General features: G+C 68.7%; 11 protein-coding genes. 10 read left to right on the top strand and 1 reads right to left on the bottom strand.

What is annotated here, in order from left to right:
- The first annotated feature begins 69 nt into the window (after positions 1-69).
- Positions 70-3,615, top strand: coding sequence for a DNA polymerase III subunit alpha (dnaE, locus tag CLV29_RS05695; protein ID WP_133754023.1), 3,546 nt, complete (start codon positions 70-72; stop codon positions 3,613-3,615).
- Positions 3,615-4,277: a hypothetical protein gene (locus CLV29_RS05690; protein WP_243831749.1), complete on the top strand. Its 663-nt coding sequence runs from the start codon at positions 3,615-3,617 to the stop codon at positions 4,275-4,277. The genes dnaE and CLV29_RS05690 overlap by 1 nt, the downstream gene beginning before the upstream one ends.
- A 33-nt stretch (positions 4,278-4,310) precedes the next feature.
- On the opposite strand, the gene ybaK is transcribed toward CLV29_RS05690, so the two are convergent.
- Positions 4,311-4,784 carry a Cys-tRNA(Pro) deacylase gene (gene ybaK, locus CLV29_RS05685; RefSeq protein ID WP_133754022.1) on the bottom strand — a complete coding sequence of 158 codons (474 nt, stop codon included), beginning with the start codon at positions 4,782-4,784 and terminating at the stop codon, positions 4,311-4,313.
- Between the two features lie 239 nt (positions 4,785-5,023).
- On the opposite strand from ybaK, the gene hisD reads away from it, so the two are divergent.
- The 8 genes from hisD to CLV29_RS05645 all read left to right on the top strand — a co-directional run bounded on the left by hisD (position 5,024) and on the right by CLV29_RS05645 (position 14,126).
- Positions 5,024-6,385: a histidinol dehydrogenase gene (hisD, locus tag CLV29_RS05680; RefSeq protein WP_166649144.1), complete on the top strand. Its 1,362-nt coding sequence runs from the start codon at positions 5,024-5,026 to the stop codon at positions 6,383-6,385.
- Positions 6,382-7,590 (top strand): histidinol-phosphate transaminase, encoded by a 1,209-nt coding sequence (locus tag CLV29_RS05675; protein ID WP_133754020.1) that lies wholly within the window; start codon positions 6,382-6,384, stop codon positions 7,588-7,590. The genes hisD and CLV29_RS05675 overlap by 4 nt, the downstream gene beginning before the upstream one ends.
- Complete coding sequence (hisB, locus tag CLV29_RS05670; RefSeq protein ID WP_133754019.1) at positions 7,587-8,201, top strand: imidazoleglycerol-phosphate dehydratase HisB; 615 nt, start codon at positions 7,587-7,589, stop codon at positions 8,199-8,201. Before CLV29_RS05675 ends, hisB begins: the two co-directional genes overlap by 4 nt.
- Positions 8,202-8,253: 52 nt before the next feature.
- On the top strand, positions 8,254-8,928 hold the full coding sequence (gene hisH, locus CLV29_RS05665) for an imidazole glycerol phosphate synthase subunit HisH (protein ID WP_243831748.1): 675 nt from the start codon (positions 8,254-8,256) through the stop codon (positions 8,926-8,928).
- 71 nt (positions 8,929-8,999) lie between these two features.
- Positions 9,000-9,818, top strand: a complete 819-nt coding sequence (gene priA, locus CLV29_RS05660) for a bifunctional 1-(5-phosphoribosyl)-5-((5-phosphoribosylamino)methylideneamino)imidazole-4-carboxamide isomerase/phosphoribosylanthranilate isomerase PriA (RefSeq protein WP_133754018.1) — start codon at positions 9,000-9,002, stop codon at positions 9,816-9,818.
- Positions 9,815-12,226 carry an HAD-IB family phosphatase gene (locus CLV29_RS05655; protein WP_133754017.1) on the top strand — a complete coding sequence of 804 codons (2,412 nt, stop codon included), beginning with the start codon at positions 9,815-9,817 and terminating at the stop codon, positions 12,224-12,226. Before priA ends, CLV29_RS05655 begins: the two co-directional genes overlap by 4 nt.
- Before the next feature lie 124 nt (positions 12,227-12,350).
- Positions 12,351-13,349 carry a GNAT family N-acetyltransferase gene (locus CLV29_RS05650; RefSeq protein WP_133754016.1) on the top strand — a complete coding sequence of 333 codons (999 nt, stop codon included), beginning with the start codon at positions 12,351-12,353 and terminating at the stop codon, positions 13,347-13,349.
- Between the two features lie 18 nt (positions 13,350-13,367).
- Positions 13,368-14,126, top strand: coding sequence for a YebC/PmpR family DNA-binding transcriptional regulator (locus tag CLV29_RS05645; RefSeq protein ID WP_133754015.1), 759 nt, complete (start codon positions 13,368-13,370; stop codon positions 14,124-14,126).
- Positions 14,127-14,303: the final 177 nt, after the last annotated feature.

The following is a 14,303-nucleotide window of genomic DNA, read 5'->3' as shown; positions in this document are numbered from 1 at the left end:
AGAAGGTCGCCCGGCACCGTCACGACAGACCGGCGATCACCGCCCACCACCTTCAGGAGGCCGCAGCCGATGCCGCGTGATGCCCGCAACGGAGATTCCTTCGTCCACCTCCACGTGCACTCGGAATACTCGATGCTGGACGGTGCGGCTCGCGTACCCGACCTGTTCTCCACCGCCGCGGCCGAGCAGATGCCCGCGGTGGCGATGACCGACCACGGCTTCCTCTTCGGTGCCCACGAGTTCTACCGGGCCTCCCAGGGCACCGGGGTGAAGCCGATCATCGGCCTCGAGGGGTACCTGACCCCCGGCACCCACCGCAGTGAGCGCAAGCGCGTGCAGTGGGGCAATGGCGGTGGCGACGACGTCTCCGGATCCGGTGCCTACACCCACCTGACGATGTGGGCCGAGACCACCCAGGGCATGCACAACCTGTTCCGGCTGGGTTCGCGGGCCTCACTGGAGGGTTTCTTCTACAAGCCCCGGATGGACCGAGAGCTGCTGAACACCTACGGCAAGGGGCTGATCGCCACCACCGGCTGTCCCTCGGGTGAGGTGCAGACCCTGCTGCGGCTGGGCAAGTACGAGGCCGCCCGCGCCTCGGCGGCGGAGTTCCGGGACATCTTCGGTGCCGGGAACTACTACGTGGAACTGATGGACCACGGCCTGGACATCGAGAACCGGGTCCGCGCCGATCTGTTGCGGATCGCCAAGGACCTGCACCTGCCGCTGGTCGCGACCAACGACCTGCACTACACCCGGCGGGAGGACGCGCAGGCCCACGAGGTGCTGTTGTGCGTCCAGTCCGGCTCCAACATGGACGACCCGAAGCGGTTCAAGTTCGACGGCGACGGCTACTACCTGAAGTCGGCCGCGGAGATGCGCGAGCTCTTCGCCGAACTCCCCGAAGCCTGTGACTCGACCCTGGAGATCGCCGAACGGTGCAATGTCGAGTTCACCGAGGGTGAGGGCAGGTTCATGCCCAAGTTCCCGGTGCCCGAGGGTGAGGACGAGACCTCCTGGTTCATCAAGGAGGTGGAGAGCGGTCTGCACTACCGCTACCCCGACGGCATTCCCTCGGAGGTACGCCGGCAGGCGGAGTTCGAGACCGAGGTGATCGTCAACAAGGGCTACCCCGGGTACTTCCTGGTGGTCGCCGACTTCATCAACTGGGCCAAGGACAACGGCATCCGGGTCGGCCCCGGTCGTGGTTCGGGCGCCGGATCGATGTGTGCCTATGCGATGCGGATCACCGACCTCGACCCGCTGCAGCACGGCCTGATCTTCGAACGCTTCCTGAACCCCGAGCGCAAGTCGATGCCCGACTTCGACGTCGACTTCGACGACCGCCGGCGCCCGGAGGTGATCCGCTACGTCAGCGAGAAGTACGGCGACGACCGGGTCGCGATGATCGTCACCTACGGCACGATCAAGGCCAAGCAGGCCGTGAAGGACGCCTCCCGGGTGCTCGGATATCCGTTCGCCACCGGTGAGCGGATCACCAAGGCGATGCCGCCGGCGGTGCAGGGCAAGGACGTACCACTCGGCGACATCTTCAACCCCCAGCACGACCGCTACCACGAGGGCGGCGAGTTCCGTACCCTCTACGACACCGACAGTGAGGCCAAACTCGTCGTCGACAAGGCGATGGGCATCGAGGGCCTGAAGCGTCAGTGGGGTGTCCACGCGGCCGGTGTGATCATGTCCAGTGATCCCTTGCTGGACATCATCCCGATCATGAAGCGGGAGACCGACGGCGCGGTCATCACCCAGTTCGACTACCCGACGTGTGAGACGCTCGGCCTGGTCAAGATGGACTTCCTGGGCCTGCGGAACCTGACGATCCTCGACGACGCGGTACGCAATGTGAAGGCCAACCGCGGGATCGACGTCGATCTGGACGCCCTGTCGAAGACCCTGGACGACGAGAAGGTCTACGAACTGCTGACCCGCGGCGACACCTTGGGTGTGTTCCAGTTCGACTCCAGCGGCTACCGCCAGTTGTGCCGGCAGATGCGACCGGACAACTTCGAGGACATCTCCGCCCTCGGTGCGTTGTACCGGCCGGGTCCGATGGGTGCGGAATCGCACACCAAGTACGCGCTGCGGAAGAACGGCATGCAGGAGGTCGAGTACCTGCACCCCGAACTGGCCGAGGCGCTGGAACCAATCCTGGGCGAGACCCACGGGTTGATCGTCTACCAGGAGCAGGTGATGAAGATCGCCCAGCAACTGGCCGGCTACAGCCTCGGTCGAGCCGACATGCTCCGCAAGGCGATGGGCAAGAAGAAGAAGGAGGTGCTGGAGGCCGAGTTCGTCCCGTTCAGCGAGGGCATGCTCGCCAACGGCTTCTCCCTGGAGTCGATCAAGGCGCTGTGGGAAGTCCTCGTCCCCTTCTCCTCCTACGCCTTCAACAAGGCCCACTCCGCGGCCTACGGCCTGGTCTCGTACTGGACGGCGTACCTGAAGGCCCACTATCCGGCCGAGTACATGGCCGCGGTGCTGGAATCGGTGAAGAACGACAAGGACAAGCTGGCCGTCTACCTGTCCGAATGTCGGCACATGGGGATCAAGGTGCTGCCCCCCGATGTCAATGAGTCCGATTTTCGGTTCACCCCGGTCGGTGACGACATCCGCTTCGGGTTGACCGCGATCCGCAATGTCGGTGGCAACGTCGTCAGCGGGATCATCGCCGGGCGGGAGGAGAACGGTCATGCCAAGGATTTCGGGGAGTACCTGGCCAACATGCCGCTGATCGCCTGCTCCAAGCGGGTCACCGAGTCCTTGATCAAGTCCGGGGCCTTCGACTCCCTGGGACACAAACGGCGTGCCCTGATGGAGGTCTTCGAGACCTCCATCGACCAGATCGTGGAACTCAAGCGCAACGAGGCCAACGGTCAGGACGACCTCTTCGGCGAGTTCGCCGGGGTGGAGGACGGCGGCAGCAGCCAGTCGGTGGTGCTGCCCGAGGTCGAGGAATGGGACAAGCGGACCCGCCTGGCGTTCGAACGCGAGATGCTCGGCCTCTACGTCAGCGACCACCCGCTGCAGGGCCTGGAGCATGTGCTGGCCGCCGAACGCGATGTCTCCATCGGCACCCTGATCGGGGAGGAAGGCCCGCGGGACGCGATGGTGACCATCGCCGGGATGATCACCGCGGTGAACCGGCGGGTGACCAAGGCCGGTGACACCTGGGCAGTGGTCACCGTGGAGGACCTGGAGGCCTCGGTCGATGTACTGATGTTCCCCAAGTCCTACCAACTGGTGGCCCATGTGCTCGCCACCGACACCGTGGTCCGGGTGAAGGGGCGGGCCCGGGCGAAGGAGGACACGCTCGAGATCATCGGCCAGGAGATGACCCTGCCCGATCTCGAGACCGGGCCGGCAGGCCCGGTGGTGCTCACCTTGAACCCCACCCGGATCAACCTGCACAACGCCGACGAACTGCGCAGTGTGCTCCGGCGCTACCCGGGTACGACCGACGTGCAGGTGGTGGTGGTCGCCGGGACCGGTACGAGGCAGCGGTGGCGTCTGCCCGACTCGCTGCGGGTCGCCCCGTCGGCACCGCTGATCGCCGATCTGAAGGCACTGCTCGGGCCTTCCTGTCTGGCCAGCTGATGGTCGGTCCGGAACACCCACAGGAGCGGGAGGCCGCCGAACAGCCCGGTGTCCGCTACGTCGGGGACGCAGTCACCACCGGGTCCATCCCGGTGATCACCGACGACTTCGAACCGGCCCCGACGCTGCCGGAGCTCGGCACCGGCCAGCTGCTGCGTCGGCTCGGCGTGATGCTGGGACTGGCCCTCGGTGTGGGGGCCGTGATCGGTGTCGTGTGGTACCTGCTGGTGCCGTTGACCGTCTACGAGATCCAACCCGACGGGCGGGCGGTGACCAATCAGCGGGGGCTCGCCAACTACTACGCCTCCGACGCCTGGTTCGTGGTCCTCGGCCTGCTGGTCGGGATCGGGCTTGGGATCGTCTGCTGGCGGTTGTTGAACCGGATCGGCTGGCCGGTCACCCTGGTCGCCGTGATCAGCGCCCTGGTCGCCGGACTCCTGTGCTGGGGCGTCGGCTGGCTGCTCGGGCCGAGCGACTTCGGCAACCGGATCGCGGTGGCCCAACCCGGTGAGCTGGTGCCGATCGAACTCACCGTCCGTGGCCCGGCGGCACTGTTGGCCTGGATGCTCGGCGGGATCATCCCGGTGCTGCTGTGGTCGTCGCTGGCACCCGATGAGGAGGAGCCGAAGCCGCTGCGTCTGCCGTGGCGGAGCAACGGCTGACCCCGGACTGCCCGTCGACAGCTGTCGCGACGCTCAGCGGCCGATCGCGGCCCAGGCACCGCCGGTGAGGCGCAACAGGTCGTCGGGGGCGAGTTCGATCTCCAGCCCGCGACGGCCACCGGAGACGTGGATCGTGTCCCACAACTGGGCGGTCTCGTCGATGAAGGTCGGGAGCCGGGTGCGCTGTCCCAGCGGCGAGATGCCGCCGACCACGTACCCGCTGCTGCGTTCGGCGGTGGCCGGGTCGGCCATCGTCAGGTGTTTGCTGCCGCAGGCCGCGGCCAGTGCCTTCAGGTCCAGCTGACCCGACACCGGTACGACGGCACAGACGAGTCCGCCGGTGCCGTGGGCGAGCAGGGTCTTGAAGACCTGGTCGGGGTCGGTGCCCAGGGCCTCGGCCGCCTCGGCGCCGAAGGAGGCCGCGCGGGGGTCGTGGTCGTAGCTGTGCAGGGTGTACGCGGTGCCGGCAGCGTCCAACACCTTCGTGGCCGGGGTCGCTGTACCCATCCTCTGCTCACTCCTGTTCTCTGACGGCTTCTCTGACCGGTTCTCTGACCGTTACTGTGCCCGCTTCGCTGCCCACTGCTTGCCCTCGATCCCGGGTGCCCGCGGTGCATCCGTTCCGCAGCACCTGCACTCTAGGCCCACTCTGAGGTGCGATTCCTGCGGAACGGACGCCAAGGGGGGTGTCTCGCCGGGCCGATATCGGACGTGCGAGGTCGGCGAGAACTCCTACGATGGGACCCGTGATTGCCACCATCGACCTGCGCGGAAGCGATCTGGACGGACTCGACCTGGGAAGCATCGTCCCGCGGGCGCCGTTCGATGTCGACGCCGCCACCGCGGTCGTGGCGCCGCTGATCGCCGAGGTCGCCGAGCGCGGCGCGGAGGCGCTGGCCGAGTACTCGGCCAGGTTCGACCAGGTGGTGCCGGAGAGCTTCCGGGTGCCGGTGGCGATGATCGAGCAGGCGGTGGCCGACCTCGACCCCGCGCTGCGGTCGGCGATCGAGACCTCGATCTCCCGCCGCCGGGCGGTGGCCGCGGTGGAGGCAGGGGAGCGCGATGCCGGTGTCGAGGTCGCACCCGGCGCCCGGGTCTCCCAGCGCCTGATACCGGTGAACCGGGTCGGTCTCTACGTTCCCGGCGGGTTGGCGCCACTGTCGTCCAGTGTGGTGATGAATGTCGTACCGGCCCAGGTGGCAGGCGTGGGCCGGATCGCCGTCGCCTCACCACCGCAGAAGGACTTCGGCGGCTGGCCGCACCCGGTCGTGCTGGCGGTCTGCGGACTGCTCGGGGTCGAGGAGGTCTACGCCGTCGGTGGTGCCCAGGCGATCGCCATGTTCGCCCACGGTGTGGACGGTGTCTGCCCGAAGGTGGACCTGGTCACCGGCCCGGGCAACATCTACGTGGTCGCCGCCAAGCGGCTGCTGCGCGGCCGGATCGGGATCGACGCCGAGGCCGGCCCGACCGAGATCGCCGTGCTCGCCGACGAGACCGCCGAGCCGGGATTCGTCGCCGCCGACCTGATCTCCCAGGCCGAACACGATCCCCTGGCCGGTGCGGTACTGATCACCACCAGCCTCGACCTGGCCGAACGGGTACGCGGCGAGTTGGCCGCCCGCGTACCGCAGGCCAGACATGCCGAACGGATCGCCGCCGCGCTCTCGGGGGGGCAGTCGGCGATCGTGCTGGTCGACGACCTCGACGCCGCGGTCGCGGTGGCCGATGCCTATGCCGCCGAACACCTGGAGATCCAGACCGCCGACCCCGGTGCGGTGGCCGCCCGGATCACCAATGCCGGCGCGATCTTCCTGGGTCCGCACTCACCGGTCTCCCTCGGTGACTACGTCGCCGGCAGCACCCACGTCCTGCCGACCGCCGGGTGCGCCTGCCACTCCTCCGGACTCGGTGTGCGGTCGTTCCTGAAGGCGGTGCACGTGATCGACTACGACGCCCCCGCTCTGGCCGCGGTGGCCGGGGCGATCGTCACCTTCGCCGAGGCCGAGGAACTGCCCGCCCATGGTGCCGCCGTCGCCGCCCGTTTCGAGATCGCCCAGCCCGTCACGGCCCCCGATTCCTCCTCCGAGCCAGCAGAAGAACGCCGATGAGCACGCCGAAGCAGACCCAGCCCGCCACCGACCGCACCGTGAAGGAGCCGACCCTCGGGCTGGCCGACCTGCCGCTGCGCCCGGAACTGCAGGGCGCCGAACCCTACGGTGCACCGCAACTCGACGTGGCCATCCGGTTGAACGTGAACGAGAACCCCTACCCGGCGCCGGCCGCGATGAGCGCCGAGCTGGGGGAGGCAGCCGCTGCCGAGGCTGCGCACCTGAACCGCTATCCCGACCGGGAGGCACGAGCCCTGCGCGCTGACCTGGCGAACTACCTCAACCGCACCAACCCCGGGATCGTTCCGCTGAACGCCGACAACATCTGGGTGGCCAACGGCAGCAACGAGGTGATGACCCACCTGCTGCAGGCCTTCGGCGGCCCGGGACGCAGCCTGCTGCTGTTCCCGCCGACCTATTCGATGTATCCCGAGTACGCACGCAACACCCACACCGGTGTGGTCACCGCGCCCCGGGCAGCCGACTTCAGCATCGACCTCGAGGCCGCCAGGCAGGCGATCGCGGCTGAACAACCCGCGGTGGTGATGATCGCCTCGCCGAACAACCCGACCGGAACCGCGACCGATCCCGAGGTCCTGGCCGCCCTGGTGGAGGCCGCGCCCGGCATGGTGATCGTCGACGAGGCCTATGCCGAGTTCGCCCGCCAGGGTACGCCGTCTGCGCTGGAACTGCTGGCCGACCACCCGCGACTGGTGGTCACCCGCACCATGTCCAAGGCCTTCGGTTTCGCCGGTGGCCGGCTCGGCTACCTGGCGGCGTCCCCGGCCGTGGTCGACGCCTGTCGGATCGTCCGCCTGCCGTACCACCTGTCGGCGCTGAGCCAGCTCGCCGCCCGGGTGGCGCTGCGGCACACCGATGCGTTGCTGGAGAAGGTGGATGCGCTGCGTAGCGAGCGTGACCGGCTCACCGACTGGCTGCGCGGCCGGGGGTACGAGGTCGCCGAGAGCGATGCCAACTTCGTCTACTTCGGTACCTTCGACGACCGGCATGCGGTGTTCTCCGGCCTGCTGGAGCGCGGGGTGCTGATCCGGGAGACCGGTCCGGACCGATGGTTGCGGGTCTCGGCGGGTACGGCTGAGGAAATGGCCGGTTTCCGGCAGGCTATGGACTCGGTGGCGCGTGACCTCGGTCTGCCGCAGGCCGTCGCCGCCGACCAGACGAACGCCCAGGAGGCCTCCCGATGACCCGAACCGCGCAGCTCACCCGAGAGACCGCCGAGTCGACGGTCCGGGTACGGCTCGACCTCGACGGCACCGGCAGCACCTCGATCTCCACCGGGGTGCCGTTCTACGACCACATGCTGACCGCGCTCGGCAAGCACTCGCTGATCGACCTGCAGGTGGAGACGATCGGCGACGTGGAGATCGACGCCCATCACAGTGTCGAGGACACCGCGATCGTGATCGGCCAGGCCTTGGGCAGCGCGCTGGGGGACAAAGCCGGGATCCGTCGATTCGGCGAGGCCACCGTGCCACTGGACGAGGCACTGGCCCATTGCGTGGTCGACGTCTCCGGTCGCCCCTACAGCGTGATCTCCGGTGAGCCCGAGGGGCAGGCCTATGCGCTGATCGGCGGAGGCCGCGGAACCGTACCGTACGCCGGTTCGCTGACCGCCCATGTGGTCGAGTCGCTGGCCTTCCACGCCGGGATCTGTGTGCACCTGCGGCTGCTCGCCGGCCGCGACCCGCACCACATCGTGGAGTCCCAGTTCAAGGCACTGGCCCGCGCCCTGCGCGCCGCGGTGGAGCCCGATCCGCGCGTCGACGGTGTGCCGAGCACCAAGGGCGCCCTGTGAGCATGCCCCTTGTCCCCGGGCACCGGCCGCCGCCGAGCTCCGGAGGTGGCCGGTGACCTCGGAGTCGGTCAGCCCGCCCGGTTTCAGCCTGCGGCGTGGGCCGCGGGTCGCCCTGTTGGACTACGGCTCGGGCAATCTGCACTCGGCCTCCCGGGCCCTGGCCAGTGTCGGCGCGCGGGTGGAGATCACCGCCGATCAGCAGGTGATCGCCGCAGCCGACGGCCTGGTGGTTCCCGGGGTCGGCGCCTTTGCCGCGTGCATGGACGGACTGGTGAACGTCGACGGCCCGTCGCTGATCGCCGATGCGCTGGCCGACGGCCGACCCGTCCTGGGCATCTGCGTCGGCCACCAGGTGCTGTTCTCCAGCGGGGTGGAGCACCGGGTGGCCAGCACCGGCTGCCAGCTCTACCCCGGACTGGTGGAGAAGCTGCACGCTCCGCGGTTGCCGCACATCGGCTGGAACACCGTCGAGGCCGGGCCGGGGAGCCGCCTGTTCGACGGCGTCGCCGACGAGTTCTTCTACTTCGTCCACTCCTACGCGGTACGCGATGCGAGCGGCCTGCCGGCCGATGCGATCGTCACCTGGGCCGAGGTCGGTGGTGACCGGTTCGTCGCCGCCGTGGAGTGGAACGGCCTGTCCAGCACCCAGTTCCATCCCGAGAAGTCCGGCGAGGCCGGGGGACGGCTGTTGCGGAACTGGCTGGACGGCTTCGACAAGCGGTTCTGAACCGCCGTCGGCGCCTGCCCGCAGGGTGCTCGACTTGGCCCGTGAGGCCGCCTGTCGAGTAAGGTCGGCGGGTGCTCGAACTCGAACTGCTGCCGGCGGTCGACGTCAAGGGCGGCCAGGCCGTACAGCTCGTCCAAGGCGTCGACGGCACCGAGAAGATCTTCGGCGACCCCCTCGCCGCGGCCAAGCGCTGGGCCGACGCCGGTGCCCGGTGGCTGCATCTGGTCGACCTCGATGCGGCATTCGGCCACGGTGCGAACACCGAGATCCTCTCCGAGGTGGCGGCCGCGATGCCGCTGCAGGTCGAGCTGTCCGGTGGCATCCGCGACGACGCCAGCCTGGAGCGGGCGCTGGCCACCGGCTGCCGGCGGGTGAACATCGGTACGGCCGCGCTGGAGAATCCCGAATGGTGCGAGCGGATCATCGCCGAACACGGTGACCGGATCGCGATCGGCCTGGACGTCCGCAACGAGACCCTCGCCGCCCGCGGCTGGACCCGTGACGGCGGAGACGTCTACGAGACCCTGGCCCGGATGACCGACGCCGGCTGCGAGCGATTCGTGGTCACCGATGTGAACTCCGATGGAATGCTCAGCGGCCCGAACTACGAACTGCTGGGCAACATCTGCGCCCGGACCGATGCGGCCGTGGTCGCCAGCGGCGGCATCTCCACCCTGGAGGACCTGCGGCAGCTGCGGGGACTGGTGCCGATCGGCGTCGAGGGAGCCATCGTCGGTACCGCCCTCTACGTCGGCAACTTCTCCCTCACCGACGCGCTGGCCGTCTGCCGCGGTGAGGACCCGACTTCACCCCACGAACCGGCCGGAACCGACCCGGCCGATCACGATCAGGCCCGGGACATCCCGGGTGAAGGAGAACCCCGCCGATGACCTCGTACGCACCCGCCGACAGTTTCGGCAAGGGCGCCATCACGCCCGCAGCGGTCCTGGACGGCCGCCTGTCGGAGCTGTTGGCCGGCAAGAAGATCGTGATGACCGGGGTCACCGGATTCATCGGCGAGCTGCTGTTGTGGAAGATCCTCTCCTCGCTGCCCGACACCAAGGTGGCCGTGCTGGTCCGGCGCAAGGGCAAGCGGGACGCCGCGACGCGGGTCCGGGCACTGCTGCAGAAGCAGATCTTCGCCGAGGTCCGCGAGGCCGCGGCGACCGAGGCCGAACCCGACGGTGTGGCGGTGCTGATGGCCGAGCGGGTGCAGGTCGTCGAGGGCGATCTGCCCGAGGTGCCGGCGCTGCCGAGCGACCTGGACATCGTGCTGCACTGTGCCGGTGATGTGTCCTTCGATCCGCCGATCGACAAGGCCTTCCTGACCAATGTGCTCGGAACCAAGGCGCTGATCGAACGTACCGTCGAGGCCTGCTCGACCGACGGTGAGCTGACCCGGATCCCGCACTACGTGCACGTCTCCACCGCCTACACCGCCGGCCGGCGGCGCGGGGCGATCCCCGAGGCCGCCCACGACCACGATGTCGACTACCGCGCCGAGACCCAGCAGGCGCTGGCGATGAGCGAGACCATCGAGAAGCAGTCCCGTACCCCCGAACAGCTCGCCGAACTGCGCCGGGCCGCGGAGCGGGAACACCGCAAGGCCGGTTACCTGACCACCTCCCGCGACACCGAGCGGCGCCGCCTGGAATGGGTCAACGAGCAACTGGTCGAAGCCGGTACCGAGCGGGCCCGCTCGCTGGGCTGGACCGATGTCTACACCTTCGCCAAGGCGATGGCCGAGCGGACCGTGGAGGACCTCGGGTCGAAGATCAAGGTCAGCATCGTCCGGCCGGCGATCGTGGAGTCGGCGCTGAGCCAGCCGTACCCCGGCTGGATCGAGGGCTTCAAGATGGCCGAACCGTTGATCATGGCCTACGGCAAGGGGCAGATGCCGGAGTTCTCCGCCTCGCCCGATTCGGTGATCGACATCATCCCGGTCGACCTGGTGGTCAATGCCACCCTGGCCGTCTGCGCCACCGATCCCGAGGTCGGGGTCCCGGAGTACTTCCACCTCAACTCCGGCGCCCGGAACCCGCTCACCTACGCCCGGCTGTACCAGATCATCCGCGGTTACTTCCTGGAACATCCGTTCGAGATCAACGGCAAGCACCCCGAGCTGCCCGAATGGACCTTCCCCGGTGCCGAGGCCGTCGAACGGCGGCTGCACTGGTACCGCACCGGGATCGACGCCGCCCGCCGCGGGCTGGTCCTGCTGCCGCGGTCCAAGCAGGTACGGGGGTGGGCGCGGAAGGTGGACAAGGCCTCCCGGCAGGCCGACTTCCTGCAGCGCTACCTGGTCCTCTACGGCGAGTACCTGCAGTCCGAACTGCACTTCGTCGACGACCGCACCCTGTCCCTGCACCAGTCGCTGGACCCGGCCGACGCGCCGGAGTGGGGATTCGACTCCGCCACCTTCACCTGGCCGTACTACATGGCCGAGGTGCATGCCCCGAGCGTCACCGGCCCGGTCCGTCGCGGTGAGCACCGCCGCCGACGCCAGGAGAGCGTGGCCAAGGGCACCGCACCGCTGCCCAGTGCCGACGACGTGCTGGCCGCCTTCGACCTGGACGGCACCGTGTTGTCGACGAATGTGGTCGAGACCTACCTGTGGGCGCGGATGCCGGAGCTGAGCGCGGCCGGCAGGCTGGGCGAACTGGCCGGGCTGGTCCGCAGACTTCCGGCGTACCTGAGTGCGGAGAGTCGGGACCGCGGAACCTTCCTGCGCAGCTTCTACCGCCGCTACGCCGGTGCCGAACTGGCGGCGCTGGAGAAGCTGGTGGACACCGAGCTGGATGCGCAGATCCTTTCCCGGATCTCCCCCGATGCGCTGGCCCGGGTGGAGGAGCATCGGGCCGCCGGGCACACCACGGTGCTGCTGACCGGTGCCGTCCGGCCACTCACCCGGCCATTGCGCCGGTGGTTCGACGTGATCGTCGCCGCCGATTTGGAGACCGACGACAAGGGCATCTGCACCGGGTTCCTGACCGGTCCGCCGATGGTCGGGGAATCGCGCGGCGCCTGGCTGCGGCACTATGCCCAGCTGCACGGCCTCGACCTCGAACGCAGCTACGCCTATGCCGACTCCCACGCCGACGAGCCGATGCTGACCGCGGTCGGCCGGCCGGTGGCGGTCAGTCCCGACCTCGGTCTGTTGCGGGCCGCCGATGCCCAGGGATGGCCGGTGGTCGAATGGAACCGGGCCAAGCCGGGGCAGGAGCCGGCCGAGGTCCGCGACCTGACAGCCGGGACATCGTCGCGCGGTGACGACCCGAGCATCTCGGTCTGGCGCTGAACCGGCGCGGCGGGAATCGGCGGTCCTGCGGCTTCCCGCCGTCGGTCCGGGTCATGGTTGGTCTCCCCGGGTAACCTGATCGCGCACCCTCAATGGGTACGACCGAAGGGGGAGAGGATCAACGGTGATCCCTGAACTGACCGACACGGCACTGGACTGGCGCCCATTGCGGGCCTCCGATCTGGAGCCTCTGGCCGAGTTGATCGAAGCCGCCGAGCATCTCGACGACACCGCCGAACGCCACGATCTCGGCCAACTCCGCCGGACCTTCGTCGAGTCCGCGACCGATCCCGCCGAGCATGCGGTGGTCGGCTGGGAGGGTGACTCGGCGATCGTCTACGGCTGGAACCATCCGCGGTTCGAGAACGGCCGGGCACGGGTCGCCCTGGCCGGGGTGGTGCATCCGGGCTGGCGCTACGACAAGCTGGGGCGGGCGATCTTCGCCTGGCAGTTGTCGCGGGCCCATGCCTGGTACTACTCCGAAGGGCGTGACGCCGGGCTCAGCCTGGAGGCCTACAGCGACGATCATCTGGGCAGCCGCCGCAGACTCTACGAACGCAACGGCTTCACCCCGACCCGCTGGCTCAGTGATCTGCACCGGGACCTGACCGAGTTGGACCGGCTCCCCGATGCGGTGCCGCCGCCGGTGACCCTCGTACCGTTCCGCACCGAACTGAGCGAACAGGTACGCCTGGTGCACCATGCGGCGTTCGCCCACCAATGGGGCGCCGGCCCGATCCCGCCGGAGGAGTGGGAGCGTTCGCTGCGCCGCGAGGCCGCCCGGCCCGAGTGGTCCTGGGTCGCCCTGGCCGGCCCGCAGGTGGTGGGTTATGCGTTGAACTCCCTGGCCCCCGGTGGTGGCCGCGACGGTTATGCCGAGGGGTGGACCGACCGGATCGGCGTCCATCCGGACTGGCGGGGCAGCGGTATCGCCCGGGCCCTGTTGCGGCGCAGCCTGGATTCCTTCGCCGAGGCGGGTCTGGACGGAGCGGGACTCGGCGCCGACAGCACCGAGCAGCGGCTGACGCTGTACGAATCGCTGGGTTATCGGCCCAGTGACACCGTCATCCAGTACGGCCGCGACGCCGTCTCGCCGCGCCGTGCACGGCATACGGGCAGCTGACTATAGGATGGTGGGGCTATGAGTGGACATTCCAAATGGGCGACGACCAAGCACAAGAAGGCGGCCATCGACGCCAAGCGCGGCAAGCTCTTCGCCAAGCTGATCAAGAACGTCGAGGTCGCGGCACGGCTCGGTGGGCCCGACCCGGCCGGCAACCCGACGCTGTACGACGCCATCCAGAAGGCGAAGAAGTCCAGCGTGCCGAACGACAACATCGACCGCGCGGTGAAGCGCGGCGGTGGTCTGGACGGCGGCGGTGCGGACTACGAGACGATCATGTACGAGGCCTACGGCCCGGCCGGTATCGCGCTGCTGATCGAGTGCCTGACCGACAACCGGAACCGTTCGGCCTCGGATGTGAAGGTCGCGGTCACCCGCAACGGCGGCACCATGGCCGATGTCGGCTCGACCTCGCGGATCTTCCAGCGCAAGGGTGTGGTGGTGCTGGAGAAGAAGCAGGGGGAGAAGACGCTCACCGAGGACGATCTGCTGGAGGCCACCTTGGAGGCCGGCCCGGAGGAGGTGAACGACCTGGGTGAGGTGTTCGAGATCATCTCCGGCCCGAACGAACTGGTCGAGGTACGCAAGGCGATCCAGGCCGCCGGTTACGACTACGAGTCGGCCGAGGTGGGGTTCGTACCCGACTACACCCAGGACGTCGACGCCGAGGGTGCCGCGAAGCTGGAGAAGATCGTCGACGCGTTGGAGGATTCCGACGACGTGCAGAACGTGTTCACCAATGCCGATGTACCGGATGAGGAACTGGCCGACGCCTGATCCCGAACGGACCTCGACGACGGCCGGATGAGCGATCATCCGGCCGTTGCTGCGCCCGGACAATCCCGATCGAGGCCATGGGGGCCAGGAGTCGCAGTCAGATGTCGCTGACGGCGTGGCTTCCGGCCATCGCGTGGCCGGATCGCTAACATCCGAACGTGTGTTCTAACAGGAGCC

It is taken from the genome of Naumannella halotolerans (assembly GCF_004364645.1).
Lineage (GTDB): Bacteria > Actinomycetota > Actinomycetes > Propionibacteriales > Propionibacteriaceae > Naumannella > Naumannella halotolerans.
The sequence above is the reverse complement of the archived record's forward strand: the minus strand, read 5'-3'. Positions and strand labels throughout refer to the sequence as shown.

What these genes read in the sequence shown, in the direction of transcription:
- dnaE (WP_133754023.1), top strand. Translation starts at nt 70, where the DNA reads ATGCCGCGTGATGCCCGCAACGGAGATTCCTTCGTCCACCTCCACGTG.
- CLV29_RS05690 (WP_243831749.1), top strand. Translation starts at nt 3,615, where the DNA reads ATGGTCGGTCCGGAACACCCACAGGAGCGGGAGGCCGCCGAACAGCCC.
- ybaK (WP_133754022.1), bottom strand. Translation starts at nt 4,784, where the DNA reads ATGGGTACAGCGACCCCGGCCACGAAGGTGTTGGACGCTGCCGGCACC.
- CLV29_RS05675 (WP_133754020.1), top strand. Translation starts at nt 6,382, where the DNA reads ATGAGCACGCCGAAGCAGACCCAGCCCGCCACCGACCGCACCGTGAAG.
- hisB (WP_133754019.1), top strand. Translation starts at nt 7,587, where the DNA reads ATGACCCGAACCGCGCAGCTCACCCGAGAGACCGCCGAGTCGACGGTC.
- CLV29_RS05655 (WP_133754017.1), top strand. Translation starts at nt 9,815, where the DNA reads ATGACCTCGTACGCACCCGCCGACAGTTTCGGCAAGGGCGCCATCACG.
- CLV29_RS05645 (WP_133754015.1), top strand. Translation starts at nt 13,368, where the DNA reads ATGAGTGGACATTCCAAATGGGCGACGACCAAGCACAAGAAGGCGGCC.